The sequence below is a fragment of the Nioella nitratireducens genome (assembly GCF_001879715.1).
Lineage (GTDB): Bacteria > Pseudomonadota > Alphaproteobacteria > Rhodobacterales > Rhodobacteraceae > Nioella > Nioella nitratireducens.
This window is the reverse complement of record NZ_MNBW01000004.1, coordinates 111714-138556: the sequence shown is the minus strand read 5'-3', so window position 1 is coordinate 138556 and position 26843 is coordinate 111714. Positions and strand designations below refer to the sequence as shown.

27 protein-coding genes and 1 tRNA gene are annotated in these 26843 nt (G+C 63.9%); 16 read left to right on the top strand and 12 right to left on the bottom strand.

From position 1 onward, the window contains the following. Positions 1-39: 39 nt before the first annotated feature. The 10 genes from BKY27_RS04955 to BKY27_RS04910 form a co-directional block, all read right to left on the bottom strand. Complete coding sequence (locus BKY27_RS04955; RefSeq protein ID WP_071673335.1) at positions 40-1347, bottom strand: branched-chain amino acid ABC transporter permease; 1308 nt, start codon at positions 1345-1347, stop codon at positions 40-42. Continuing rightward, the gene (locus tag BKY27_RS04950) at positions 1344-2354 is read right to left on the bottom strand and encodes a branched-chain amino acid ABC transporter permease (RefSeq protein ID WP_071673334.1); all 1011 of its coding nucleotides are present in this window, start codon (positions 2352-2354) and stop codon (positions 1344-1346) included. Before BKY27_RS04950 ends, BKY27_RS04955 begins: the two co-directional genes overlap by 4 nt. Then, positions 2354-2548 carry a hypothetical protein gene (locus BKY27_RS04945; protein WP_071673333.1) on the bottom strand — a complete coding sequence of 65 codons (195 nt, stop codon included), beginning with the start codon at positions 2546-2548 and terminating at the stop codon, positions 2354-2356. The genes BKY27_RS04950 and BKY27_RS04945 overlap by 1 nt, the downstream gene beginning before the upstream one ends. After that, positions 2545-2892: a hypothetical protein gene (locus BKY27_RS04940; RefSeq protein WP_071673332.1), complete on the bottom strand. Its 348-nt coding sequence runs from the start codon at positions 2890-2892 to the stop codon at positions 2545-2547. Before BKY27_RS04940 ends, BKY27_RS04945 begins: the two co-directional genes overlap by 4 nt. After that, positions 2889-3344 (bottom strand): hypothetical protein, encoded by a 456-nt coding sequence (locus BKY27_RS04935; protein WP_071673331.1) that lies wholly within the window; start codon positions 3342-3344, stop codon positions 2889-2891. Before BKY27_RS04935 ends, BKY27_RS04940 begins: the two co-directional genes overlap by 4 nt. Beyond that, on the bottom strand, positions 3341-3751 hold the full coding sequence (locus BKY27_RS04930) for a hypothetical protein (RefSeq protein ID WP_071673330.1): 411 nt from the start codon (positions 3749-3751) through the stop codon (positions 3341-3343). The genes BKY27_RS04935 and BKY27_RS04930 overlap by 4 nt, the downstream gene beginning before the upstream one ends. Next, on the bottom strand, positions 3748-4143 hold the full coding sequence (locus BKY27_RS04925) for a hypothetical protein (protein WP_146636175.1): 396 nt from the start codon (positions 4141-4143) through the stop codon (positions 3748-3750). Before BKY27_RS04925 ends, BKY27_RS04930 begins: the two co-directional genes overlap by 4 nt. Positions 4144-4148: 5 nt before the next feature. Continuing rightward, positions 4149-4979 (bottom strand): ABC transporter ATP-binding protein, encoded by an 831-nt coding sequence (locus BKY27_RS04920; protein WP_084667856.1) that lies wholly within the window; start codon positions 4977-4979, stop codon positions 4149-4151. A 112-nt stretch (positions 4980-5091) separates the two neighbouring features. After that, the gene (locus tag BKY27_RS04915; RefSeq protein ID WP_071673328.1) at positions 5092-5868 is read right to left on the bottom strand and encodes an ABC transporter ATP-binding protein; all 777 of its coding nucleotides are present in this window, start codon (positions 5866-5868) and stop codon (positions 5092-5094) included. 191 nt (positions 5869-6059) lie between these two features. Next, complete coding sequence (locus tag BKY27_RS04910) at positions 6060-7262, bottom strand: ABC transporter substrate-binding protein (RefSeq protein ID WP_071673327.1); 1203 nt, start codon at positions 7260-7262, stop codon at positions 6060-6062. A gap of 200 nt (positions 7263-7462) precedes the next feature. On the opposite strand from BKY27_RS04910, the gene BKY27_RS04905 reads away from it, so the two are divergent. The 5 genes from BKY27_RS04905 to pgi all read left to right on the top strand — a co-directional run bounded on the left by BKY27_RS04905 (position 7463) and on the right by pgi (position 12585). Continuing rightward, on the top strand, positions 7463-8227 hold the full coding sequence (locus BKY27_RS04905) for an HpcH/HpaI aldolase family protein (RefSeq protein ID WP_071673326.1): 765 nt from the start codon (positions 7463-7465) through the stop codon (positions 8225-8227). Further along, positions 8224-8670: a YaiI/YqxD family protein gene (locus BKY27_RS04900; protein WP_071673325.1), complete on the top strand. Its 447-nt coding sequence runs from the start codon at positions 8224-8226 to the stop codon at positions 8668-8670. The genes BKY27_RS04905 and BKY27_RS04900 overlap by 4 nt, the downstream gene beginning before the upstream one ends. Before the next feature lie 144 nt (positions 8671-8814). Next, a complete protein-coding gene (gene zwf, locus BKY27_RS04895) occupies positions 8815-10269 on the top strand; it encodes a glucose-6-phosphate dehydrogenase (RefSeq protein ID WP_071673324.1) in 1455 nt (484 codons plus the stop codon). After that, positions 10269-10940 carry a 6-phosphogluconolactonase gene (gene pgl / locus BKY27_RS04890; protein WP_071673323.1) on the top strand — a complete coding sequence of 224 codons (672 nt, stop codon included), beginning with the start codon at positions 10269-10271 and terminating at the stop codon, positions 10938-10940. The genes zwf and pgl overlap by 1 nt, the downstream gene beginning before the upstream one ends. A gap of 37 nt (positions 10941-10977) precedes the next feature. Next, positions 10978-12585 carry a glucose-6-phosphate isomerase gene (pgi, locus tag BKY27_RS04885; RefSeq protein ID WP_071673322.1) on the top strand — a complete coding sequence of 536 codons (1608 nt, stop codon included), beginning with the start codon at positions 10978-10980 and terminating at the stop codon, positions 12583-12585. 127 nt (positions 12586-12712) lie between these two features. Here the strand turns inward: pgi and BKY27_RS04880 are convergent, their stop codons facing one another. Next, positions 12713-13885 carry a Ppx/GppA phosphatase family protein gene (locus BKY27_RS04880; RefSeq protein WP_071673321.1) on the bottom strand — a complete coding sequence of 391 codons (1173 nt, stop codon included), beginning with the start codon at positions 13883-13885 and terminating at the stop codon, positions 12713-12715. 315 nt (positions 13886-14200) lie between these two features. Here BKY27_RS04880 and BKY27_RS04875 point away from each other — a divergent pair, with 315 nt between their 5' ends. From BKY27_RS04875 to BKY27_RS04825, 11 genes are all read left to right on the top strand, one after another. Beyond that, entirely contained in the window at positions 14201-14512 is a 312-nt protein-coding gene (locus BKY27_RS04875) for a virulence factor (protein WP_071673320.1), read from the top strand. 35 nt (positions 14513-14547) lie between these two features. After that, on the top strand, positions 14548-15480 hold the full coding sequence (locus BKY27_RS04870; protein ID WP_071673463.1) for a methylenetetrahydrofolate reductase: 933 nt from the start codon (positions 14548-14550) through the stop codon (positions 15478-15480). A gap of 10 nt (positions 15481-15490) precedes the next feature. Continuing rightward, positions 15491-16456, top strand: a complete 966-nt coding sequence (locus tag BKY27_RS04865; protein WP_071673319.1) for a methyltetrahydrofolate cobalamin methyltransferase — start codon at positions 15491-15493, stop codon at positions 16454-16456. Positions 16457-16557: 101 nt separating this feature from the next. Further along, positions 16558-16722 (top strand): hypothetical protein, encoded by a 165-nt coding sequence (locus BKY27_RS20105; RefSeq protein WP_158514962.1) that lies wholly within the window; start codon positions 16558-16560, stop codon positions 16720-16722. 158 nt (positions 16723-16880) lie between these two features. Continuing rightward, entirely contained in the window at positions 16881-17588 is a 708-nt protein-coding gene (locus BKY27_RS04855; protein WP_071673317.1) for a hypothetical protein, read from the top strand. Between the two features lie 105 nt (positions 17589-17693). After that, the gene (locus tag BKY27_RS04850; protein WP_071673316.1) at positions 17694-19736 is read left to right on the top strand and encodes an ASKHA domain-containing protein; all 2043 of its coding nucleotides are present in this window, start codon (positions 17694-17696) and stop codon (positions 19734-19736) included. A gap of 235 nt (positions 19737-19971) precedes the next feature. Continuing rightward, positions 19972-20045: transfer RNA gene (locus BKY27_RS04845), tRNA-Gly, on the top strand. A gap of 115 nt (positions 20046-20160) precedes the next feature. Then, positions 20161-20862, top strand: coding sequence for an RlmE family RNA methyltransferase (locus BKY27_RS04840; protein ID WP_071673315.1), 702 nt, complete (start codon positions 20161-20163; stop codon positions 20860-20862). 192 nt (positions 20863-21054) lie between these two features. Then, entirely contained in the window at positions 21055-22512 is a 1458-nt protein-coding gene (guaB, locus tag BKY27_RS04835; protein WP_071673314.1) for an IMP dehydrogenase, read from the top strand. Positions 22513-22540: 28 nt separating this feature from the next. Further along, positions 22541-23707 (top strand): RsmB/NOP family class I SAM-dependent RNA methyltransferase, encoded by a 1167-nt coding sequence (locus BKY27_RS04830; protein ID WP_071673313.1) that lies wholly within the window; start codon positions 22541-22543, stop codon positions 23705-23707. A gap of 59 nt (positions 23708-23766) precedes the next feature. Continuing rightward, positions 23767-26070 (top strand): hybrid sensor histidine kinase/response regulator, encoded by a 2304-nt coding sequence (locus tag BKY27_RS04825; protein ID WP_233491775.1) that lies wholly within the window; start codon positions 23767-23769, stop codon positions 26068-26070. 12 nt (positions 26071-26082) lie between these two features. On the opposite strand, the gene BKY27_RS04820 is transcribed toward BKY27_RS04825, so the two are convergent. Continuing rightward, a complete protein-coding gene (locus BKY27_RS04820; protein ID WP_071673312.1) occupies positions 26083-26673 on the bottom strand; it encodes a gamma-glutamyl kinase in 591 nt (196 codons plus the stop codon). Positions 26674-26843: the final 170 nt, after the last annotated feature.

The window sequence follows — 26843 nt, the reverse complement described above, 5'->3', positions numbered from 1 at the left end:
CCTTTTCAAACGCTCTTCCAGCGGCACAACCGAGACCGCTCACCTCTCCGGGATCAGGCCCCTGGGGTTGAAGCGCAGCATCACCAGCAGGAACACCCCCATCGTCAGCAGCCGCATATGCGCCGCCGAGTCAATCAGGTGAACCCGCAGGGCGTTATCCTCCGCCATGCCAGCAGTCAGTGTCTGGATCAGCCACAACCCGATCGGTTCGACCATGATCCACAACCACCAGATCAGGAAGCCCCCCAACACCGAGCCCCAGTTGTTTCCCGATCCGCCCACGATCACCATCACCCAGATCAGGAAGGTGAACCGCAGCGGGTTATAGGTGCCGGGCACAAGCTGGCCATCCAGCGTGGTCATCATCGCGCCCGCCAGCCCGCAGACGGCAGAGCCGAGGATGAAGATCTGCAAATGCCGCCGGGTCACGTCCTTGCCCATGGCCTCGGAACTGACCTCGTTGTCGCGGATCGCGCGCATCATCCGGCCCCAGGGCGAGTTGAGCGCCATCTGCGTCATCCATATCAGCAGCAGCAGCACCACGGTGAACAGCGCCGCATAGCTGAGCTTGACGGTAATCGACGAAAAGGTGACGGCACTCACCCCCAACCGATCCGACAGCGACAGGAACCAGTCGGCGTTTTGCAGGTCGATTTCATAGGGCACGGGCCGGGGCAGGCCGGTGACGTTCTTGACGCCCCGCGCCATCCAGTCCTCGTTCTTCAGGACGGCCAGAATGATCTCGGCAATCCCCAGCGTGGCGATGGCCAGGTAGTCGGACCGCAGGCCGAGCGCTGTCTTGCCCACGATCCAGGCGGCGCCGGCGGCGAACAGCCCGCCCACCGGCCAGGCCAGCACGATCGGCAGGCCAAGCCCGCCGAGATAGCCGGTCAGCGCCGGGTTGACGCTTTCCACCGCGTCACGCGCAGGATCGAAGATCGCCCGGTAGAGGATGAAGCCCCCGATCAGCACGGCCAGCATCGCCGCCACGCGCAGCACCCCGGCTGGCAGCCGCTTCCACGCCTGGCTGGCGGCGAAGATCGTCGCCGCCCCGATCAGCAGCGCCAGCAGGATACGCGGGCCACCTGCCGCCCACGCCTCGGGCACCGGCGGCATGGACACGATCACCGCCGCCACCCCGCCAAGCGCGGTAAAGCCGAGGATACCGACGTTGAACAGCCCGGCGTAGCCCCATTGCATGTTTACCCCAAGCGCCATGACGGCTGAAATCAGCCCCATGTTCAGGATGGTCAGCGTGGTGTTCCACGACTGCATGACCCCGGTGGCGATATACAGCACCGCCACAAGGCCGAAGAGGATCAGGTTTCTGGGTGCGATCCGCGTCATACCGATTTCCCCTTGAACAGGCCCGTGGGCTTGAACAACAGCACGATCAACAGGATCGCGAAGCTCACGGCGAATTTGTAGTCAGTGGACAAAAGCTGCATCAACCCCTCCGGCTGCCAGCTTTCGGGCAACAGGTGCGCGGCGAAGCGGCGAAATGCATAGGTCACCGAAATCTCGGAAAAGGCGATGACGAAGCCGCCCGCGATGGCCCCAAGCGGATTGCCCAGCCCGCCGACGATGGCCGAGGCGAAAATGGGCAGCAACAACTGGAAATAGGTGAAGGGCTTGAAACTCTTGTCCAGACCGTAAAGCACCCCCGCCGTCGTTGCCAGCGCCGCCACGATGATCCATGTCACCAGCACCACCTTTTCGGGGTTGATCCCCGACAGCAGCGCCAGATCCTCGTTATCGGAAAAGGCGCGCATGGATTTGCCTGTGCGGGTCTTGTTGAGGAACCAGAACAACAGCGCCACCGCGATTACCGCGATCACCAGCGTCAGTCCTTGACTGGTGCGGATCGCCAGCGCCTCGTCCAGCCCTGTCATGCTCCGAAAGGTCCGCGCCGAGATGATGAAGCGCTCGCCATCGGCAAAGCGCTGGTCGCCCACCCCGATGATAAAGCGCACCAGCCCGTTCATGATGAACATCACGCCCAACGAGGCGATCACGTAGATCACCGGCTTGGCCTTTTGCTGTCGGTAGAACCGGTAAACCACCCGGTCGGTCCCGATCACCAGCAGCGCCGTGGCCGCAATCCCCACCGGCAGCGCCAAAAGCGCCGTGGGCAGCGGCCCCAACGTGATGCCCGCGCCCTGCAAGGCCCATGTCACGAGGATCGTCACCATGGCGCCAAAGGCCATGGTGTCCCCGTGGGCGAAGTTCGAGAACCTGAGGATCCCGTAGATTAGCGTCACACCAAGCGCCCCAAGGGCCAGCTGCGCGCCATAGGCGGTGGCTGGCACGATGACGAAATTGGCGAGCACGACAATGGCGTTGATTAGGTCCATTAGTCCTCCGTCTCACATCGGCCGGAAAAGGTTTCGAAGACCAGAGTCTGGCCCGCGCTATGCACCGTCATGGCCAAACAAGCCTTGGCATGACGGCGGGAAAGGGGCAGGCGGCCACCACCACGGTGGCCGCTTGTCGCGCCCGTCGGTGTGGCCGCGCAGACCAGCAGGGCAGGGGCGGGCAGGCGGCTCATGGCACATCCTCGCAGGTGCCGAAAAGCGTCGCGGCCGCCCCGTCGGCGTGGCGGCTGCTCAGCGCGGTGCCGTCGGCATGAATGGTGATCAGCCCGGTCGCCCCATTGTCGAGGCGATAGGCAAAGCCGTCTGGCCCGCTCGCCAGCCGCAGCGCGGGCACCGGGCCCGCATCGCCCGCGAAAAACAGCGCCGATCCGTCCTCATCCAGCCCGATCTCGGCGCGCAGGTCGGCGGGGGCGCAGTCCCCGGCGGCCGCACATGTCACGGTAAAGCTGCACCGGAATCCGGTCTCGGCCAGCGCCGGGGACGCCAGCACAAGCAGGATCGGCGCAAGCGCCCTCATTCGCTGACCTCGGGGGCTTCGGTGTCCGGCACGGCGCTGGCGCAGCGGCCAAAGCCGGTCACCGCGCGCGGGCGCAGTTGCGGCTGGTGCAGGGTAACGACGATATTGCCGGTTTCGGCCAGCGTCACCAGTTGCACCGCCTGCGTGTCGGGGTTGGACAGGAAAAGGCTCCGCAGGCGGGTCGGCTCCAGCGATCCTTCGGGGGCGGGCAGGTCTGCCACCAGATCGTAATCCGAAGGCAGCGTCGGGTCCCAGACCACGCGCCAGTCGCCCTCGGCGGTTTCGGTGACGGCGATCTCTTGCCCCCAGTCCTGACAAGGGTCGGCCTCGATGCAGATCGTGGCCATGGTGCAGGACAATTCGGCCTGCGCCGTTTCGGCCTGCGCCAAGGCGGGCAGGGGCGCGAAGGCCAGACAGGCGGATAGGGCGATGCGCCCGGCGGTCAGGGTCATAGCAGGGTCTCGCATTGTCCGTGGGATGTCAGCGCCACCGGGCCTTGGCCCGGCACCTCGACGCTGCGGGTGTGGATCGCTGCGCCGTCGTCAAAGACGCTCAGCAGTTCAAGCTGCGCGCCGCCAATGGTTCTGAACCTGCGCGCGGCGGTGTCGTCCGGCGGCAGTTCTTCCGCCGGCAGGCTGGTGCCCGCATAGCCGAACCACAGTCCGTCCTCGTGGTCGATCGGGGCGATTTCGATTGTGTAGGCGCCGGGGATGCAACCGGGAATGTCCCCGCAAGCCGGGCTGAGAAGGCACAGAAGCGGCCCCGCGACAGCGGCCATGCCGGGCGGGGTGGACCAGCCCAACGCCGCCACCACCATCGGGGCCAGCCAAAGCCCATCTATGCTGCCGCGCCCGGTCACTTGCGGCCCGCGCCGCCGGTGGTCTCGCGGCAGGTGCCGTTCAGCCGGTAATGCAGCATGTCGCGGCCCACGGCCATGTTGCCGGTAAAGACAATCGGCCCTTCTTCGCTGATCGTGGCCAGTTCCGCGCCCGCCGCGTTCACGAACAGGAAATGCAGCGCCCCATCGCTGTCGTAGACATGACCGTCGAAGAAATTGCCCTCTCGCTGCTCCATCTCGCCCGCGCCCGTGGTCGGGTTCAGGGTGAAATTGTAGGTCAGGTCTTCCGGCTGGCAGTTGCCGCCATCCGTGCGGCAGGCCTCGGTCATGGTGCAGGCGAATGTGCGGTCTTGTGCCAATGCCGGGGCGGCCAGCCCGGTCAGCAGGATGCTCAGTGTCAGAAATCTTGTCATGAACATTATCCTCCAAGAAAACTCTTCCTGACCTCGGGGTCGGCCAACAGGGCCTTGCCGGTGTCTGTATAGGCATTGCGGCCCTGCACCATGACATAACCCTTGTCAGCAATTTCAAGGGCTTGTCGAGCGTTCTGCTCGACCATCAGGATAGAGATCCCGGTGCGGGCAACTTCGATAATCCGATCAAATAGTTCATCCATGACAATCGGGCTGACGCCAGCCGTCGGTTCGTCCAGCATCAACAGCTTGGGCTGCGTCATCAGCGCCCGGCCCACGGCCACCTGCTGGCGCTGGCCGCCCGACAACTCGCCCGCGGCCTGATAGCGTTTTTCCCTGAGGATCGGGAACAGCTCATAGACCTGTTCCATCGTGCCCCGGAAATCGTCATGGCGGATAAAGGCCCCCATTTCGAGGTTCTCCTCGACGGTCATCGAGGTAAAGATATTCGAGGTCTGGGGCACGAACCCCATGCCCTTGGCCACGCGTGCCTGCGGGGTCAGGTGGGTGATGTCTTCGCCATCCAGCACCACGCGGCCTTGGCGCAGGTTCAGCATTCCGAAAACTGCCTTCATGGCGGTGGATTTGCCCGCGCCGTTGGGGCCGACAATCACCGCGATCTGGCCCTTTTCGACGGCGATGGTGCAGTCGTGCAGAATATCGGCGCCCTTGCCGTAGCCTCCGGTCATCGCCTCGCCGATCAGGTAAGGCGCGCCCTCGGCCGGGGTGGTGCTGTTGTCGAGCCCCTCGGCAGGTTGCATCGTGCCCACGCCAGAGGGGTTGGTGATCGAGGCATCCTTGTTGCCGCGGTCATCCTGATAGGCGTTTCCACTCATTTCGCGCCCTCCATGGCCCTGTCGGCAAGGTGGCGGTTTGTCTGTACGGGGGGTGTACAGGGGGTGTACGGGGGGTGCACGCATGGCGATACCCCTTTTTCGGCCCGCGCCATCATGCCGTTTCCTTGTTCTTCAGACCGGTGCCAAGGTAGGCCTCGATCACATGCTCATTGGCCTTGATCTCGGCCAACGTGCCCTGCGCCAGCACCTTGCCCTCGGCCATGCAGATCACCGGATCGCAAATTTTCTCAATGAAATCCATATCATGCTCGATGACAACAAAAGTGTATCCGCGCTCGGTGTTCAGCCGCTTGATGGCGTCGGCAATGGTATACAGCAGGGTCCGGTTGACGCCTGCGCCGACCTCGTCGAGGAAGACGATCTTGGCATCCACCATCATCGTCCGGCCCAGTTCCAACAGCTTCTTTTGCCCACCGGAAATCTCGCCTGCCTTGAGATCGGCGATGTGAGAAATCGTCAGGAATTCAAGCACTTCGTCGGCCTTGGCGCGCAGCGCGCGTTCCTCGTCGGCGATCCGTTTGCGCCCAAACCACGTGTTCCAGAGGCTCTCGCCCGACTGATCGCCCGGCACCATCATCAGGTTTTCCCGGCAGGTCATCGACCCGAATTCATGCGCGATCTGGAAGGTGCGCAGCAGCCCCTTGTGAAACAGCTCATGCGGCGGCAAGCCGGTGATGTCCTCGCCAGCCATGGTCACATGCCCGGAGGTGGGTTGAAGAACGCCAGCGATCACATTGAAAAGGGTTGTTTTTCCGGCGCCGTTTGGGCCGATCAACCCGGTGATTGAGCCGCCCTCGATGCTGAGCGTCGCTCCGTCCACGGCATGAAACCCGCCGAAATGTTTATGAAGGTCATGAACGTCGATCATGCCGGAACTCTCTTTGTTTATCGGCTCCTGAGAGCGTGCCACGATCATTCACAATCCCGCGCCCCGCTCTAACCTATTGATTTTGCATGTCCAAGGAGCGCAATACCGGTTCCCAATTTTGCACGACATGCTGTAAACGAAGCAGCCCGGCGATGAACCGGGCTGCCCCTGTGCAATCCCTTTGCCGGGGATCAGCGATATTGCGCGGTGACGATTTCACCGTTTTCGATCTCGATCTCGCGGTAGTTGCCCGCGGATTCGCCCGGCTCGATCAGTTCCACAGCCGTGGCACCTTCGTAATCGACATCCTCACCGGCAGCGATCAGTTCAAGGGCATGGGCCAATTGGCCGGGCTGGATCAGTTCGCCGGGGGCGTTTGCGACGTCCATGATATGGCCTGCATAATCGCCCGGATCGGTGGACCCCGCCGCGGCCATCGCCAGCAGCATCAGCGCAGCCGCGTCATAGCTTTCGCCGGTGAAGGGCGAGGTGCCGTCGAAGCCGGCCTCGGTGGCCATCTCCTGGAACAACGCCGCCCCTTCAGAGTCGGTGCCGGGGTGCTGGCCGAACGACCCGTCGATATCGGTGCCGAAGTTATCGACCAGCGCCTGGCTGATCATGCCGTCGGGGAACACGAACGTGTCGAATGCGCCGGTGTCCAGTGCCGCTTGAACAACGCCGGAGCCGCCTTGATCGACATAGCCCGCCACAACCAGAGCCTGACCGCCAGCAGAGGCCAGCGCGCCAACTTCGGCCGAGTAGTCGGCGCGGCCGTCTTCGTGGGCTGCCACGAGAGTGACGGTGCCGCCGGCCGCTTCGAAGGCCGCGGCAAAGCTGTCAGCCAGACCTTGGCCATAGTCGTTGTTGGTGTAGGTCACGGCCACGGTGTCGATGCCGCGATCCATCAACACATCGCTCATGACTTGGCCCTGACGGGCGTCAGAGGGCGAGGTGCGGAAGAAAAGGCCGTTGTCTTCGACCGAGGTCAGCGCAGGCGAGGTGGCCGAGGGCGAAATCATCACCATGCCGTTCGGCACGGCGACGTTGGACAGGATCGACGTGGTCACGCCCGAGCAGTCGGCGCCCATGATGCCGGACACGCCCTCTGCGGTGATTAGACGTTCCGCGGCGGCCTGTGCGGCGGCGGAGTCGATGCAGGTGGAGTCCGCGCGCACCGAAGTGACGGTCATGCCGCCCATCAGCCCGCCGGACGCGGTCACTTCGGCCATCGCCAGTTCGGCGCCTTGGGCCATTTGCGGGGTCAGCGATTCGATGGGTCCGGTGAAGCCGAGGATGACCCCGATCTTCACTTCTCCGCCGCCGCCATGACTGTCGGCGAAAGACGCGCCGGTCATGGCCAGTGTCGCGGCAGACGCCAGCAGAAGCTTTTTCATGATGTTCTCCCTGATTGAACTGTTTGTTCTTGTGGCAACACGTTATGTCGGGTTTCCGTGATTGAAAAGGGCCGATTTGGACCTTTCCCGGCAGGACAGCGGCCCGGATCGGCAATCTGCGCGGGCCTTGCGCAAAACAGGTTTCCCCGGCGCCCGCGACAGGCCAAAAAGAGGCCAAACGCCTAACGGAGGAGTCCACCATGCCCGCCCCGACAAACCATCTGAAGATCGCACTGTCCGACGGACGTTTGCTGAAGGGGCTTTGGCTGAACTTCGGATCGGCGCTTGTGACGGAAGCGGCCGGTCACAGCGGCTTCGACTGGTGCCTGATCGACGGCGAGCACAGCCCATGGGACCCGGTCGGCATTCGCGCGCAGTTGATGGCGCTGGCCGCCACCCCGGCGCAGGCGGTCGTGCGGGTGCCGGTGGCCGAGGACTGGGTGCTGAAACAGGTGCTGGACCTGGGCGCGCAAAGCGTTCTGGTGCCGATGGTCGACACGCCGGAACAGGCGCGCGCCGTTGTGCGCGCCTGCCGCTATCCGCCCGACGGTGTGCGGGGGCAGGGCGCGGCGGTGACCCGTTCGGCGCGGTTCGGGGCAGTTGCCGACTATACCACCGACGCCAATGATGAAATCTGCATTCTCGTGCAGGCCGAAAGCCGCGCCGCCATTGATGTGGTCGACGAGATCGCCGCAGTTGACGGGGTCGATGGCGTCTTCATCGGTCCTGCCGATCTGGCCGCCGATATGGGCCATCGCGACGAGATCGACCATGACATGGTGCGGGCGGCCATCGCGGGCGCTATCCCCAAGATCAGGGCGCAGGGCAAAGCCGCTGGCATTATTCTTGGAACCCCGGAGGCGCGGAGATGGGCCGTCGATCTGGGTGTGAATTTCCTCGGCATGGCCAGCGAAGCGTCGCTGTTATCGGGGGCAATGCGGGATTTGGCCGCCGAGCGTCCATGATCCTGGTCGATGCCGATGCCTGCCCGGTCAAGCAAGAGGCGATTCGCGTCGCGCTGCGCCACCAGCAGTCCATCGTCTTCGTTGCCAACCAGGGGCTTCGGCTGCCCGATCACCCTTTGATCCGGCAATTCACCGTCTCGGACGGGTTCGACGCTGCGGATGATGCAATTGCCGAGGCATCGGGGCCCGGTGTGCTGGTCATCACTGCCGATATCCTGTTGGCCGAGCGCTGCCTCAAGGTGGGGGCAGCGGTTCTGGGCCATCGCGGGGACCGCTTCACCATGGACGGAATCGGCGGGCAGATCGCCACCCGGGCCATCATGGCCGATCTGCGCGCCGGGCTGGACGGGCAGGGGATCGGCGGTCAAAGACCGTTTTCCAAGGGGGATCGCAGTCGATTTCTCGAAGCGATGGAAACCGCTTTGCGCCAGTTGCCGCGCTAGGTCCCCTGCGGACTTTCAGCGAAACACTGGACGTGCGAAAGTTATCGGTGTAAACGCGCCACCAAGAGCGTATGATAGCGCTAACATGCTTGCCAGCGGTCCTGATGGGCTGCGTCACTTTTCAGGACTTCCGGAGGAACTCTCATGGTCGCGCGCGTCATTCCGGTGGACGATTTCGATCTGGTCATTTTTGGCGGCACGGGCGATCTGGCCCGCCGCAAGATCTTGCCCGGCTTGTACCGGCGTTTCTGGTCCGAACAGATGCCGCCCGCAGCCCGTATCATCGGCGCCGCCCGCACCGATCAGGACAGCGATGCGTGGCGTGCCTTCGTGCGAGAGGCGATCGAGGAATTCGTGTCGCCCGCCAAGCGGGTGCCAGAAACCGTCGAGGCATTTCTCGATTGCCTCAGCTATGTGCCCATCGACGCCATGGGCACCGATGGCTGGGCAGACCTGCGCGCGCTGATGCGCCCCGAGGCTGTGCAGGCGTTTTACTTCTCGGTCGCCCCGAGCCTGTTCGGCCCCATTGCCGAACGGCTGAAGGACAACGCCATCGCGCGGGATGACGCCCGGATCGTGGTCGAAAAACCCTTTGGCCGCGATCTGGAGACCGCCAAGGCGCTGAACGCGACCCTCGCCACGCATTTCGACGAGGCACAGATCTACCGCATCGACCATTACCTGGGCAAAGAGACGGTGCAGAACCTGATGGCGGTACGCTTCGCCAACATGCTGTTCGAGCCGCTGTGGAATGCGCAATATATCGACCATGTGCAGATCACCGTGGCCGAAACCGTGGGCGTCGGCGGGCGCGGGTCGTATTACGACAAGTCCGGGGCAATGCGGGACATGGTGCAGAACCACCTGATGCAGCTTTTGTGTCTGACCGCGATGGAGCCGCCCGCGCATTTCGAACCCAATGCCGTGCGCGACGAAAAGCTCAAGGTGATCCGCGCGCTCGATCCGGTGGAGCCCGGCGATATCGTGCGTGGCCAGTATCAGGCCGGGGCGGACGGAGCCTCCTATCTCGATGACGTGGAGGACAGCGCCAGCCGCACGGAAAGCTTCGTGGCGATGAAGCTGCATATCTCGAACTGGCGCTGGAATGGAACGCCCTTCTACCTGCGCACTGGCAAGCGCATGAAATCACGCATGTCCGAGATCGTGATCCAGTTCAAGGAACCGCCCCACAACATCTTTACCGAGGCGGTCAGCCCGCGCTGCAACATCCTGACCATCAGGCTGCAACCGGACGAGGGCATCGACCTGCGCATGACCATCAAGGAACCGGGGCCGGGCGGGATGCGCCTGGTCGAGGTGCCGATGGACATGACCTTTGCCGAGGCGCTCGGACCCGAGGTCGCCGACATCCCGGATGCCTACGAACGCCTGATCATGGATGTGATCCGGGGCAACCAGACGCTGTTCATGCGCGGCGACGAGGTCGAGGCCGCGTGGGGCTGGACCGATCCGATCATCGCTGGATGGACCCGGTCTGAACATGTACCCTTGCCCTATGAACCGGGTACGGCCGGGCCGGAGGATGCGTTGATCCTGCTCTACCGCGACGGCCGCCGCTGGAGGGAGATTTCCGCCTGATGAACCTGATCAAATACCCCGATCGTGAAATGATGATGCTGGACCTTGCCGATGCGCTGGCCAGCGAACTGGCCGACCATCTGCGCCGTCACGATCAGGTCAGCTTTTGCGTGCCCGGCGGCACCACGCCGGGACCGATCTTCGATGTGCTCAGCGAACAGGCGCTCGACTGGAACCGGGTGACGGTGTTCTTGTCGGATGAACGGTGGGTGCCTGCTGACAACCCGCGCTCGAACACCGGGCTGATCCGGGATCGGCTGCTGGTGTCAAAGGCCGCGCGGGCGCGGTTTGCCCCGCTCTACGCCGCCGCACCTCAGCCCGAGGATATGGTGGATGATCTCGGCAAGCGGCTGGAACCCTATTTGCCGATCACCCTGCTGCTGCTGGGGATGGGCGCGGACATGCACACCGCCTCGCTTTTTCCCGGCGCCGATCGGCTGGCCGACGCGCTGGCCGACGATGCGCCGATCCTTGTGCCGATGCGCGGCGGCGGCGCGCCCGAGCCGCGCGTGACCCTGTCGGCACGGGTTCTGGCCGACGCCGTGTCGACCCATATCGTTATCGCCGGCGACGAGAAACGCGAGGCACTGGAACGCGCGCAGCGTTTGCCGGTGGCCGAGGCCCCGGTGCGGGCTGTCCTGTCGGGCGCAACCGTACATTGGGCGCCCTGATCCGATCCCGATTTATCAGCAAAAGGATGTTCTCCCCATGTCGATCTGGGACGACCTGAAAGCGCACAACGCGGCCAAGGCGGGCCGCTCGATCCTCGACCTCTTTGACGATCCCGACAGGTTCGAGGGGTTCAGCCGCCGTGCGGGCGATATGCTGTTCGATTTCTCCAAGACCAGCCTCGATGCCGGGGCAATGTCGTTGCTGATGGAACTGGCCCGCGCCGCCAAGGTCGAGGCCAAGCGCGAGGCGATGTTCACCGGCGAGAAGATCAACGAGACCGAGGGCCGCGCGGTGCTGCACACCGCCCTGCGTGCACCCGGTGGCGTGGTTGAGGTGGATGGCGAAAACGTCATTCCGGGCGTTCTGGAAACCCGCGCACGGATGGAAGCTTTTGCCACTGCCGTTCGGTCTGGTGAGATCGTGGGGCAGGGCGGGGCCTATACCGACGTGGTCAATATCGGCATCGGTGGATCGGACCTCGGCCCGGTGATGGGCACTTTGGCGCTGGCCCCCTATCATGACGGGCCGCGCGTACACTATGTCTCGAACGTCGATGGCGCGCATATCCATGACACGTTGCAGGGGCTCGACCCGACACGGACCCTTGTCATTGTCGCCTCCAAGACCTTTACCACCATCGAAACCATGACCAACGCCCGCACCGCCCGCGACTGGATGGCGGGCGCCGTGGCCGACCCGGCCAGCCAGTTCGTGGCTCTGTCCACGGCGGCCGATCTGACGGCAGCGTTCGGGATTGCGCCGGAGCGGGTTTTCGGCTTCGAGGACTGGGTCGGCGGGCGGTATTCCATGTGGGGGCCGATCGGGCTTGGCATGATGTTGGCCGTGGGGCCCGAGGATTTCAGCCAGTTCCTGGCCGGGGGCCACGCCATGGATACCCATTTCCGCGAGGCCGACCTTGCCGACAATCTGCCGGTGCTGCTGGCGCTTGTCGGAATCTGGCACAACCAGGTGCAGGGCCATGCCACGCGCGCGGCGCTGCCCTATGACCAGCGGCTGCTGCGGTTGCCCGCCTATTTGCAGCAATTGGAGATGGAATCGAACGGCAAGCGCGTGTCGATGGACGGGCAGGATCTAACCATGAATTCCGGCCCAATCGTCTGGGGAGAGCCGGGAACCAACGGTCAGCACGCGTTTTACCAGCTGATTCACCAGGGCACCCGCGTGGTGCCTTGCGAATTCCTCGTCGCCGCCGAAGGCCACGAGCCCGATTTGGCGCATCACCATCGGCTGCTCGTGGCCAACTGCCTTGCCCAGTCCGAGGCGCTGATGCGCGGGCGGCCGGTCGATGAGGCACTGGCGCTGATGGCGGCCAAGGGGCTGAAGGGCGAGGAGTTGACACGGCAGGCCAACCACCGGGTGTTCCCCGGCAACCGGCCCTCGACCACGTTACTCTACCCGAAACTGACACCTTTCGTTCTGGGCCAGATCATCGCCCTGTATGAGCATCGCGTGTTCGTGGAGGGGGTGATCCTTGGGATCAACAGCTATGACCAATGGGGCGTGGAACTGGGAAAGGAATTGGCCAAGGCGCTGGACCCGGTCCTGACCGGTGAGGCCGACGGGGCGGGCAAGGATGGCTCGACCCTTGGGTTGGTGCGCTATGTAACGGGCGGGCACGCGTGAGGCCAAGGGGATCGTCGCGCTGACGCGCGCCGATCCGGGCGAGGGGCGCTGCCCCTCGCGCTCCCCGGAGTATTTTCACCAAGAAGAAGGGGGCGGTTCGAGGGCTGCGGGGCGGGCGGAGCTGTTCTCAGAACGGGCCGTCTTCGAGCACACCGTCGGAGGACATTTGCGCGTAGAGCAGCCCTTCGCGCAGGCCACGGTCGGCGACGCTGAGGCGGTCGGTGGGCCAGGCCCGCAACAGCGCCTGAAGGATCGCCGCGCCCGACATGATCAGTGACTGACGGTCGCGCCCGATGCGCGGGTCGCGGCGGCGGCCGACGGGGCCGAGCGACAGGTAATCCTGAATGACCGAGTCGATCTGGTCCGAGGTCATCCGCAGACCATCGACCTTGTTGCGGTCATACCGGCGCAGCCCGAGATGGGACGCCGCGACAGTGGTGACGGTGCCCGAGGTGCCGATGATCTGGAAGCCGTCTCGCGCTTGGTCGGCAGCGTCGTCATAGGGTGAAAACTCGGCCAGTTGTTCCTCGAAATACCAGCTCATGAGGGCAAAGCGTGCGCCATCGTCCAGCACGTCGCGATAGAGATCCTTGAGCGTCGCCACCCCGAGTGGAATCGAGATCCAGTCCACCACCTTGGCCTTGGGAAAGATGGTGTCGTGGTGGTCAAAGCCCTGGTGCAGCCGCATGATGGCGCGCGGGCGTTCAACGCGGGGCACGCGGCTGAGGTCTATCCAGACCAGTTCGGTGGAGCCGCCGCCGATATCGACGACCAGCAATTGTTCCGTCCGGGTCGAGACCAGCGGTGCGCAGGCCACCACTGCAAGGCGGGCCTCTTCCTCTGGTTCGATGATTTCCAGCGCCAGACCCGTTTCGCGTTTCACAACGCTGATGAATTCGACGGCATTGGTGGCCCGGCGGCAGGCTTCTGTGGCCACCAGCCGCATGCGTTTGACGTCGTGGCGTTGCAGCTTGTTCTTGCAGATTTTCAACGCCGCCACCGTGCGCGCCATGGATTGGCGCGACAGCCGACCCGAGCTTTCCAGTCCGAGCCCGAGCTGCACCGACTTTGAAAAGGAATCGACAACGTGAAGTTGGTTTCCCTTGGGTTGCGCAATCAGCATCCGGCAGGAATTGGTGCCAAGGTCGAGCGCGGCGTAAAGGTCGGCCGGATCGGGGCGGGGCGACGTGGTCGGGGCAGGGGGCGGCGGGGAAACAGCGCTGATCCGGGGCGCGGCTGCGGCGCTCTGGCTCTGATTGCCTTGTTTCGATTTGCCCCGGCGGGGGCGACGGCGGCCCATTTACCTGTACCTTTTTTCTCTCTTGCCCCTGACGATAGTCGGTCGCCCCCTGGGCTACAATGCCCTTGCGCCGCTTTGTCTCTTCCGACCGGCCACGCCCGCCCCACGATGCGGCGTCTGGCCCGGCTCATCATCTTCATGAGCGGTTTGGGCTTTTGGTGGGGTGGCTCTGGCCCCTGTCGATCCTTATTCATGAACAGGCAGGTCGCAGGGACGCGGATTGACGTCGAAAACGGGACGGGTCGGGGCCGTTGTGTTGCCTAGAGTGGCCGTCAACACGCAATGCGCCGAGCGCACGCAGGAGGACAACAGGACATGCCAGCCGTCACCATCGTCTATTGGCGCGATATTCCCGCGCAGGTCATTGTCGGAAAGGGCCGACGCGGGGCCAAGGCGCCGCTGCCCGAGCGGTTCGAGCAGGCCATCGACCGCGCGGCCATGAAGGCCGGGGCCAAGGATGACGACGCCTATATGTCCGGGTTTCGCAAGGCAGAGCCCTTTGAGGTCGAAGGAGACCCGCAGGAGGTCGCAAACGCTCAAGCTGCGTCGCTGGATGCCGCATACGACGCCGACAGGCTCAAGCAGCTGATCGCCAAGGACGGCTACGCCGACGCCCCCGCCGAATGACCAAAGCCCCGCCACCCTCGTTTTGGGAGAAACTGATGGCCCTGCTCAAATTCCGCTCTTCCGCTGCCCCCGCCGCCCCCTCGGGCAACACCGCGGCTCTTGAGGCCTTTCTCGAGGGATATTCCATCGAGGTGATGCCGCGCACCGCGTCCAAGGTCGAGTCCTTCCGCGACCTGCTGCCCGCAGGCACCCGTGTCTACATCGCCCATATCGAGGGCACACCAATCGAGGACATGGTCGAAACCGCCAAGCGCCTGAACGGCGAAGGCTACGACGTGATGCCCCACTTCCCGGCGCGCATCATCAAGGATGCGAAGACCCTGGAAAACTGGATCTCCATGTATCAGGGCGAAGCAAATGTGAAACAGGCGCTGCTGCTGGCCGGTGGCGTGGAAAAACCCCATGGCGATTTCCACAGCTCCATGCAGCTGATGGAAACCGGTCTGTTCGACAAGGCCGGCTTCCAGCGCCTGCACGTGGCCGGTCACCCCGAAGGTAACCGCGACATCGACCCCGACGGGGGCGACGCCGCCGTGATGGACGCGCTGCGCTGGAAGCAGTCCTTCTCGGAACGGACCGACGCCAAGATGGCGATGGCCACCCAGTTCGCGTTCGAGGCCAAGCCGGTCATCGCCTGGGCCAATCGCCTGTCCGAAGAGGGCATCGCCCTGCCCATCCATATCGGTATCGCTGGCCCCGCCAAGTTGCAGACCCTGATCAAGTTCGCTATCGCTTGCGGGGTCGGTCCGTCGCTGAAAGTGCTGCAAAAACGCGCCAAGGACGTGACCAAGCTGCTGATGCCCTTCGAGCCGAACGAAATCCTGAACGAACTGGCCGCGCACAAGGCCGCCAACCCGGATTTCAACATCGAGAAGGTCCACTTCTTCCCGCTCGGCGGCATCAAGACCAATGCCCAGTGGGCCATCGACAACGGCGGCGCGTCCGGCGTCCCCGCAAACCAGAATTGAGAAAGAGCCAATGACCCGTACCGTTCTCGAATCCAAATCCAAAACCGTCGTCATCGGCTTTGACGAACCGTTCTGCGTCATCGGCGAACGCATCAACCCCACCGGCCGCAAGAAGCTGGCGGCCGAACTGGAAGCGGGCGATTTCTCGACTGTCGAAAAGGACGCGCTGGAGCAGGTCGCCTGCGGGGCGATGGTTCTCGATGTGAATGCGGGCGTGGTCTACAACTCGAACCCCAACCCGAACGAGACCGAGCCGCCGCTCATGGTCAAGATGATCCAGCTTGTGCAGGGTCTGGTGGACACGCCGCTGTGCATCGACTCGTCGGTTCCCGCCGCGTTGGAAGCCGGTCTTGCCGCCGCCGAAGGCCGCCCCCTGCTGAACTCGGTCACCGGGGAAGAGGACCGGCTGGAGCTGGTTCTGCCGCTGGTCAAGAAATACAACGTGCCTGTCGTGGCGATTTCGAACGACGACACCGGGATTTCGGAAGACCCCGACGTCCGCTTTGCCGTGGCCAAGAAAATCGTGGAACGGGCGGCCGATTTCGGCATTCCCGCCCATGACATCGTGGTCGATCCGCTGGTAATGCCGGTGGGCGCGATGGCGACTGCGGGTCAGCAGGTCTTTACCCTTGTGCGCAAGCTGCGCGAGGAACTGGGGGTGAACACTACCTGTGGCGCGTCCAACATCAGCTTCGGACTGCCCAACCGCCACGGCATCAACGCGGCCTTCCTGCCGATGGCCATCGGCGCGGGCATGACCAGCGCCATCATGAACCCGGTGCGCCCGGTGGAGATGGAGGCGATCAACGCCGCCAACTTCCTGATGAACCACGACCCGAACGGCGGCAAGTGGATCAACTTCGCCAAGGTGCTGGAAGCGACCAAGGAAGGCACCCCCTTCCCTGACGCGGCCAAGGCCGCCATGGCGGCCGGCGGAGGCCGGGGCGGGCGTCGCGGCGGACGTCGCCGGGCTTGATCCAGCGTTAACCGGTTCCGGGCGAGGGTGGCGATATTCGCCATCTTCGCCCAAGTCACGGAAACGATGTTTGGTTCAACCAGATATTCTGGGCCAAGGCCGTGCAATCGGGCGGTGTCATCCGGCGGCGCAAGGCTGACGTGGAACGCGAGATTGGCCTTGCCCGCTTGGAACTGGCCGTGCGCCGCCGCGGATTTCACCTTGTGGAGGCTGGCCACCAGGTCGTGATCATCTGCGATCCCCGAGACGTGCGGCTGATTTGCTGAGAATTCCCTTCTTGAAGGGATTTCTCAGTGGACCTGACGGAATTTTCACGAAAATACTGTCAGGCGCCGGTGCGGAAAGAAGATTTTTCCGGAAAAATCTTCTTTCCGGCTGCGTTTTCGCCTACATCCAGCGCTCATCTTCGCAGTCCGACAGGCCCATGTCCGAGCATTCTCGCCCCCCCGCCGCCCCGCCATCATGGCGCGAGGCCCTGCCACGGCTGGCCCTGAAGCTGGCGGTTCTGGTCGGCGTGGTGCTGCTGGCGCACGGTCTGATTGGCGTGGCCCTGGCTTGGGTCGATTCCCTTCCCGCGCATGTTCAGGCGCCGATGCACCGTCTCGTATTCGTTGCGATATTTCTCTGCTACGGGCTGTTGATTGCCGTGCCCTTCGTGCCGGGGATCGAGATCGCCATCGCCCTGCTCATGTTGCGCGGACCGGAATTCGCGGTGCCGATCTACATATCGACGCTGGCGGGGTTGATGCTGGCCTATTGCGTGGGGCGGCTGGTGCCGATCCGGTCGCTGCGCCACTTGTTCCTCGATCTGCACCTGACCCGCGCGGCCCAACTGGTTGAACAGCTCGATCCCCTCTCGCCCGACCAGCGGGTCGAGATGCTGGCATCGGCCCTGCCGCACCGGTTTTCGCAAATGGCCCTGCGTCACCGCTATCTGGCCATGGCCGCACTGATCAACATGCCGGGGTCTGGGCTGATCGGCGGCGGCGGCGGGATTTGCCTGATGGCCGGGGCGAGCGGTCTTTTCGTGCCGCGCAAGACGGTCTTGTTGCTGACCGTTGCGATCCTGCCCTTCCCGGTTTTCATGTGGAGCGCCGGCAGTTCGGGCTGGATGCCGTGGTTGCCGAATTGAGCTGACAGGCCGGGCAATGCCGCTGGCTGGCCGGAGAATGACGTTTCACGGCTTTTCCCCGCTGCGGGGAGAGATACAACAGGACAAAAGGAAAAAGGCGCGCGCATGTCTCAAGATCCTCTCGTCATCTTCACCCCCTCGGGCAAACGGGGCCGTTTCCCGGCGGGCACCCCCATCCTGACAGCAGCCCGCAAACTGGGGGTCGACCTTGATTCCGTCTGCGGCGGGCGGGGCATTTGTTCCAAGTGCCAGATTGCCCCGTCCTATGGCGATTTTCCCAAGCACGGCGTAACCGTGCGGGAAGATGCCCTTTCGGAATGGAACGCGGTCGAAGCCCGGTACGATCGGGTGCGCGGTTTGAAAACCGGTCGGCGCCTTGGCTGTCAGGCCACGGTGCAGGGCGATGTCGTGATCGACGTGCCGTCGGAAAGCCAGGTGCATCGTCAGGTCGTCCGCAAGGCGGCGTCGGCGCGGCCCATCATCATGGACCCGGCCACGCGGCTGGTCTTCGTCGAGGTCGACGAGCCGGACATGCACGAACCTTCGGGCGACCTGGAGCGTCTGCGCAAGGCCCTGTCCGCGCAATGGCAGATCGAGGATGTCTCGGCTGGCCTGCCGATCCTGAAGAAGCTGCAACCGGCGTTGCGCAAGGGCAAATGGCAGGTCACCGTGGCGCTTTACATGGGGCAGGGGGGCGAGGGCTCTCGCATTCTCGATATCTGGCCGGGCCTGCACGAGAGCGGGATTTACGGGTTGGCGATCGACCTCGGCTCCACCACCATTGCCGCGCATCTATGCGATCTGTCCGATGGTCACGTTCTGGCGTCGTCAGGCCTGATGAACCCGCAGATCCGCTTTGGCGAAGATCTGATGAGCAGGGTGTCCTATGCCATGATGAATCCGGGCGGGGATGTCGAGATGACCACCGCCGTACGCGACGCGATCAACACGCTGGCCAGCGAAATCGCGGAAGAGGGCGGCATCGACCCGCGCCTGATCGTCGAGACAGTGTTTGTCTGTAACCCGGTGATGCACCATTTGCTGCTCGGCATCGACCCGGTAGAGCTTGGGCAGGCGCCTTTTGCCTTGGCCACCTCCTCTTCGATGACGCTGCCGGCGGTGGCGCTTGACCTGACCGCCATAAACCCCGAGGCGCAGGTCTATATCCTGCCCTGCATCGCGGGCCATGTGGGCGCGGATGCCGCTGCCGTTGCGCTGTCGGAGGAGCCGAACCTGTCGGAAGACCTGGTGCTGGTTGTCGATGTCGGCACCAATGCTGAAATCCTGCTTGGCAACAAGCACAAGGTTCTGGCCTGCTCTTCCCCAACCGGACCGGCTTTCGAGGGGGCACAGATTTCCTCTGGTCAACGGGCCGCGCCGGGCGCCATCGAGCGTATCGAGATCAACCCCGAAACGAAGGAGCCTCGCTTCCGCATCATCGGCTGCGACCTGTGGTCAGACGATCCGGGCTTTGCCGAGGCAAGCGCCGCGACCGGTGTCACCGGCATCTGCGGCTCGGGCATCATCGAGGCGGTGGCCGAAATGCGCATGGCAGGCGTGCTGGACCCGTCGGGCCTGATCGGGTCGGCAGAACAGGTCGGCACCCCGCGTTGCGAGCCAGAGGGGCGGACCCATGCCTACCTGATCCATGACGGCAGCGCCGATGGCGGGCCACGGATTACCGTCACCCAAGGCGACATCCGTGCGATCCAACTGGCGAAATCGGCACTTTATGCAGGTGCGCGCCTGCTGATGGACGAGATGGGCGTCGATACCGTCGACCGGGTGACGCTGGCAGGGGCGTTTGGGGCCCATATCAGCCCGAAACATGCGATGGTTCTTGGCATGATCCCCGACGCGCCGCTCGACAAGGTGACCTCGGCGGGCAACGCGGCCGGTCACGGTGCGCGCATCGCGCTCTGCTCGCGGGCCGCGCGCAGCCGGATCGAGCAGGTCGTCGGCCAGATCCACAAGGTGGAAACGGCGGTGGAGCCCAAGTTTCAGGAGCATTTCGTCAATGCCTCTGCCATTCCCAATTCGGTGGAGCCATTCCCGATCCTGTCCAGCGTGGTGCCGTTGCCTGATGTGAACTACGGTGCCTCCGGTGGCGGTGGGGAAGGCGGTCGCCGTCGGCGTCGGAGGGGCTGACGATCAAGGGGGTAACCGCCGTGCCGGATTCCAACACGCGCGGTTTCGGTGGGGGGGCCGCAAACGCACATCGCCGCGCGCGCCACTTGCCGTTACCGCTATCGGCTGGACCGTGTCTGTCATGCCGGGCAGATTGGCGGTTCGGTCGACCGCGAAATGTGCCCCCGGCGCCCGCAAAGCCATCGAACGCGTCTTGACTGTCCGCGCGGCCCGGATTACCTCAGCCTCCCAGAGCGCGGGTATGGTGAAAAGGTATCACGCGAGCTTCCCAAGCTTAAGTTACGGGTTCGATTCCCGTTACCCGCTCCAATCCCTTCCTGACGACTGGTGTTGCGTGGCCCGCTAGGCTGCGTGGGACGCGTTGTGACGGGGCTTTCCGTTGGCCGGACGGCAGGGTAAACAGGGCCGCAAGGAAGGGCATCGGATGGCACGCAAGACAAGCGGGCGCGGGCAGCGCGAATTGAGGGTGAAGGTCAAATCGGCCCGGGGGCGCAAGCTGTCCTCGACGCTGTGGCTGGAGCGTCAGCTCAACGATCCCTATGTGCTGCGCGCCAAGCGCGAGGGCTATCGCGGACGGGCCGCCTTCAAGATCCTTGAACTTGACGACAAGTATCGCTTCCTCGTGCCTGGCGCGCGGGTCGTCGATCTTGGCTGCGCGCCGGGCGGTTGGTGCCAGGTGGCCGTGAAGCGCGTGAATGCGCTTGGCGACAAGGCAGGCAAGAAGGTGGGCACCATTCTGGGCGTCGACTTGCAGGAGGTCGAGCCGATCGCTGGCTGCGAGATCCACCAGCTCGATTTCATGGAGGACGGCGCCGACGACAAGGTGAAGGCCTGGCTTGGCGGCAAGGCCGACGTTGTGATGAGCGACATGGCCGCCTCTGCCTCGGGGCACAAACAAACCGACCACCTGCGCATCATCGCGCTGTGCGAGGCCGCCGCCTATCTGGCCTTTGACGTGCTGGAAGAGGGCGGCACTTTCGTGGCCAAGGTTCTGGCGGGCGGGGCCGAGGGCGACTTGCAGCAGCTTCTCAAGCAGAAATTCACCAAGGTCGCCAATGTCAAACCCGAGGCGAGCCGCTCGGATTCCTCTGAGAAGTTTGTCGTGGCGACCGGCTTTCGCGGCTAAGGCGCGGCGTGGGCAGGGCCTTGTCGGCCACTTGGGGTCGGTCCTCCTGGGCCAAGGATGTCTCGGCACGCGGCAGAGAGGCAACGGGCGGGGTTGTTTTCCCGTCGCAGCACTCGATTTTGGGCTTTCCCTTCCCCCCGACCCATGAGATAGGGACGTGCCAAATGAAACTCCCTGCCCAAGGAGGCCCCCATGGAGATTCGTGAGGCACTTACCTTCGACGACGTCCTTCTCGTGCCCGGTGCATCCTCGGTCCTGCCGAGCGACGCTGACACGCGGACGCGGGTCACAAAGACCATCAGCCTGAACATCCCGCTGCTTAGCTCGGCCATGGATACGGTCACCGAAAGCCGTATGGCGATCACCATGGCGCAGGCGGGCGGTATGGGGGTGATCCACCGGAACCTGACGGTCGATGAACAGGCCCGCGAAGTGCGGCGGGTAAAGCGCTTTGAATCCGGTATCGTCTACAATCCGGTGACTTTACGCCCCGATCAGACGCTGGCCGACGCCAAGGCGCTTATCGAACGCTATAACTTCACCGGCTTCCCGGTGGTGGACGAAAAGGGCCATGTGGTCGGCATCGTCACCAACCGCGACATGCGCTTTGCCACTTCGGACGATACGCCGGTGCATGTGATGATGACCTCGAACGATCTGGCGATGCTGCGAGAGCCCGCCGACCTGGAGGAAGCCAAGTCGCTGATGAAGGCGCGGCGGATCGAGAAGCTGCTGGTCTCGGACGAGAACGGCAAGCTGACCGGCCTGTTGACCCTGAAGGACACGGAACAGGCCGTTTTGAACCCGACCGCCTGCAAGGACGACCTGGGCCGCTTGCGGGTGGCGGCGGCAACCACGGTGGGCGATGCGGGCTTTGAGCGGTCCGAGGCGCTGATCGACGCGGGCTGCGACCTGATCGTGATTGACACGGCCCACGGCCATTCCGAAGGCGTGGCGCGAGCTGTCGAGCGTGTGAAAAGCCTGTCCAATGCCGTGCAGGTTGTCGCGGGCAACGTTGCCACGGCAGAGGCGACCAAGGCGCTGATCGGGGCCGGTGCGGATGCGATCAAGGTGGGGATCGGGCCGGGGTCGATCTGTACCACGCGGATCGTTGCGGGCGTGGGCGTGCCGCAGTTGACCGCCATCCTCGATTGTGCCGCCGCTGCCGCCGACAGCGGCACGCCGATCATCGCCGATGGCGGCATCAAGTATTCCGGCGATTTCGCCAAGGCCATCGCGGCGGGCGCCAATTGCGCCATGGTGGGCAGCATGATTGCGGGCACCGACGAAAGCCCCGGCGAAGTCATCCTCTATCAGGGCCGGTCTTTCAAATCCTATCGCGGGATGGGCAGCCTTGGCGCCATGGCACGAGGGTCGGCTGACCGCTATTTCCAGAAGGATGCGGCCAGCGACAAGCTGGTGCCCGAAGGGATCGAGGGGCAGGTGCCCTACAAGGGGTCTGCCAACGCGGTTGTGCACCAGCTGGTGGGCGGTCTGCGGGCGGCCATGGGCTATACCGGTTCGGCCACGGTCGATGACATGCGCGGCGGCTGCCGCTTCGTGCGCATCACCGGCTCGGGCCTGAGCGAAAGCCATGTTCATGATGTGCAGATCACCCGCGAAAGCCCGAATTATCGTTTGGGTGGTTAAGGTTGTCCTGCGTTCTTGAGGTGGTGCGATGACCCCTGCGGCCCGCATTGCGGCGGCCATTGAGGTTCTGGATCGCTGGTTGGACGGCACCGCCGCCGAAAAGGCGTTGACCGGATGGGCCCGTGGCGCGCGCTATGCCGGGTCCAAGGACCGGGCTGCGGTGCGCGACCACGTCTATGATGCGCTGCGCTGCAAGGGCAACGCGGCGATGCTTGGCGGCGGGGAAGCGGGCCGGTCCGTGATGTCGGGCCTTCTGCGGCTGCAAGGGATTGCGCCCGAAACGCTGTTCACGGGCGAGGGCCATGCACCCGCCCCGCTGTCGTCTGCCGAGGCCTCCGTTTCAGGCGCCGCCTTTGACCCATGGCGAGACATCCCCGACTGGTTGCACGTCCCGCTGCGCGACAGCCTTGGGCATCGCGCCGATGATGTGGTGGCCTGCCTGCAGGCCCGCGCGCCGCTCTACCTGCGGGTCAACCAGCGGAAAGCGACGGCTGAAGACGTTGCGGATCGGCTGGCAAGAGACGGTATTGAAACGATAAAAACTGACTTGTCCAGCGCCCTGGAGGTTGTCGAGGGGCGGCGAAAGCTGCACCAGTCGATCGTCTACACGGACGGCCTTGTCGAGATCCAGGACCTGTCTGTGCAACTGGCCTGCGCCGGGATCGACTGGCCGGGAACCGGACGCATCTTGGACTATTGCGCCGGCGGTGGCGGCAAGACCTTGGCCATTGCCGATCACACCCGCGCGATGTTGTTTGCCCACGATGCCAACCCCAAACGCATGACCGACCTGGCAGAGCGCGCGGCGCGGGCCGGTGTGGCCTATACATCCGTGACGACCGAAGATGTGCCGGGTCATGCGCCCTACGATCTGGTGTTGTGCGATGTGCCATGTTCCGGGTCGGGGACATGGCGGCGCGACCCCGAGGCGAAGTGGCGCTTGACGCCGGAATCGCTGGCTGATCTCGGGCGCCAGCAACAAGATATTATCGCGCAAGCTCAAGGGCTTGTCGGCCATGGTGGACGCGTGATCTACATGACCTGTTCCATGCTGGAGGCCGAGAATGGGGGGGTGGTAGCCACCGCGGTGGCCGGGTCTGATTGGCAAGTTCTGCAAGAGCGCCGCTATGGCCCGCTTGACGCCTCGGACGGGTTCTACGTCGCGGAACTGCAAAACGGCGCGTCGGAGCGTTAAGGGGGCATTAAGACTTTTCTGCTGTGATCGCGGTCGAGGAATCGAGCCGGAGGATCAGGGTGGCTGAACAGTCAATCGTAGCGCGCAAGCGCACAGCCCGTTTGCGCCTGCGGCCGTTTTGGGTGCTCATCCTTGCCGCGCTTGCCTGTCTGCCGGTGGCGTTCATCGCGGAAGAGTTGGTCGTTCAGGCGTCGGCGCTGGCCGTCTCTGCCTCGATCGTCGCCTCTGCTGCGCTGCTCAGCATCGGTCACAATCGCCTCCAACGGCGCGACAAGGCCCGCCTCGCGCTGGCCATGTCCACCGCTGCGACCGATCCCGCCCCGGTCTTTTGCACAGATCGTCATGGCTCGATCCTGACCCAGAACCCCGCGGCTGAAACCCGTTTCGGCGCGTGCCAGGGACAGCCCATGTCCCGCGCTCTTTCCAGGGCGTTGCCCAATGCCTCTGCCGTCGCCTTTCGGCTGGAATCGACGCTTGTGCGCGCGCCCTCGGCGCAGGAAGCGGTGGTTACGGTGCGCGGGGCGGTCTTTGTCACGGCCTATCGCGTCGGCTCCGGAACCATCTGGCGCGTCGAAGATGGCGGTGACACGCCCGTCCGCGGTGCCGCCGGAAGCCTGCCGATGATGGTGGTCAGCCGCAATGGCACGATCCTGTCGATGAATGACGCGATGCGGCGAACGCTCGGCCACCGCAAGCGCGCCCTGTCCGATGTGTTCGAACACCTGCCGGTGCAATCGGGTCAGCGCCTGCGTCTTAGGGGGGCAGAGGGCTGGATCGAGGTCGTGGCGATCGACCTGCAATCGGGCGGGGATGGCCGCCGAGAGATTTACATTCTGCCGGTGGACCTGCTGCCGGTAGAAGACAGCGTTGCCGCGCGCGCCTTCGGGGCGCTGCCCGTGGCCTTGGTCCATATCGCAGGCGATGGCCGAATCCTGGCCGCGAACCCGCGGGCCCAGACCTTGCTCAACCTTCATCCCGGCAGCGATCTGGACCTGTCGGACGTGGTCGAGGGGCTGGGGCGCCCGATCAACGACTGGCTGTCCGATACGCTGGAAGAGCGGATACCGTCGCGCCCGGAAATGGTGCGGGCCTGCCTGCGCGATGAAGAATGCTTCGTGCAAATCACCCTGGGCCGGATCACGGGCGAGGGCGGGCCAACCTTGCTGGGCGTGCTGCACGATGCAACGGCCCTGAAGTCGATGGAACAACAATTCGTTCAGAGCCAGAAGATGCAGGCCATCGGCGAATTGGCCGGTGGCATTGCCCATGATTTCAACAACTTGCTGACGGCCATTACCGGCCATTGCGACCTGATGATGTTGCGCCATGACCAGGGCGAGCCCGATTTCGCCGACCTTGCCCAGATCCAGCAGAATGCCAACCGGGCGGCCAGTCTCGTCGGCCAACTGCTCGCCTTTTCGCGCAAACAGACAATGCGCCCAGAGATCGTCGATCTGCGCGCGTCCATGTCGGACCTTGCGCACTTGCTCAACCGTCTGGTGGGAGAACGGGTGGGGCTGACGCTCGATCACGATCCGGCGTTGAAGCCGATCCGCGTCGACCGGCGTCAATTGGACCAGGTGATCATGAACCTTGTCGTCAATGCCCGCGATGCGATGGCAGAGGGGGGCACGATCCTTGTGGAAACACGGGTTGTTGCCCTTACCAGCCCGCTCCGCCGAGACCGGGCCGAGGTGCCGCCGGGGGACTACGTTACAATCCGGATATCGGATGAAGGTGTCGGTATTCCGCCGGACCAGATAACCCGAATTTTCGAGCCGTTTTTCACCACCAAACCCACGGGAGAGGGGACCGGTCTGGGCCTGTCGATGGTCTATGGCATCGTCAAGCAATCGGGCGGGTTCGTATTCGCCGACAGTGTGGTCGGCAAAGGTTCGGCGTTTACCCTCTATTTCCCGGCGCATGACCCCTCTCTGATCGTCGAGGAGGACCTGGACACAGCCAGGTTGTTTCCCACCCAGCTATCGGAAACCGGAGCGGAGGCCGTCGTTCTCCTGGTCGAGGACGAGGCTTCTGTGCGGGCCTTCGCCTCACGGGCCTTGCGGTTGCGCGGCTTCACCGTGTTGGAGGCCGAGAATGCCGAAGTCGCCCTCGACATGCTGCGCGACCAGGAACTGGCGGTCGATATCTTTGTGACCGACGTGATCATGCCCGGAATGGATGGGCCGACATGGGTATGCGAGGCGCTGAAAACACGCCCGGACGTCAAGGTCGTCTTCGTGTCGGGCTATGCCGAGGATGTCCTGAATGCCATGGAGGCCAAGGTGCCCAATTCGGTATTCCTCGCGAAACCCTTTACCCTTCAGGACCTGACCATGACCGTTCAGCGGCAATTGCCCTGACCGGGGCATGCGTCAGATACAGGTCCAGAGATCGAATTCGGCCGCAGCCTCTCGGTGCAATCGAGACTGCATCGCCTCGGACAACGCGACTGGCGCCTGCGGCGAGACATTCGCGCGGGGCAGATCGAGCGAGGTTTCAAGGCGCGTCTCCAATACGTCTACAAGGTCGGACATCTGATCGTAGCGAAAGACCCGATCCACGGCGAGGCGCCCTTGGTCATCGGTCAGAAATGTGGCCTGCGACCCGACATCGGCGAAATCCGGGCGTTTCGGGGCAAGCCATGCATCGACGAAATCATCGAAGCTCATCCCCGCCGTCGAATTCGATTTGCCATCGAGCTGTGGGCGGCTGCGATACCGATACCAACTGCCCAGCCATTCAACCGGTTCGCGCATCACGGCGTAGACTTCCATGGGGCGATTTCCGCGTTGTTCGAAAAACTTCGACAGCCGGTTGCGATACTGCGCGGCGGACACGTGCTTTTGCCCCGGTGGGTCCAGAATAGCGGCGCTGGCATGGGGCAACAGGGCCGATTCCAAGGCCGTCGTTCCCGTTTTCGGCACCGCCAGCAGCACGATTTTCTGTTTCCAGAACACCAACATTCGCCAAGTCTCCCCTTTTCCCATCACCATAAACGCAATTTTAACCCTTCCCGGAAAAAACTGGGTTCCACAAGAATTGACTTGAAATGTTCGCGTTTTGGTCCCAAAAGGAGTTGAGAACAAGAGGCGAACATGAGCATCATTGCCGCGTGTGCTGCGGTGTGAAATAA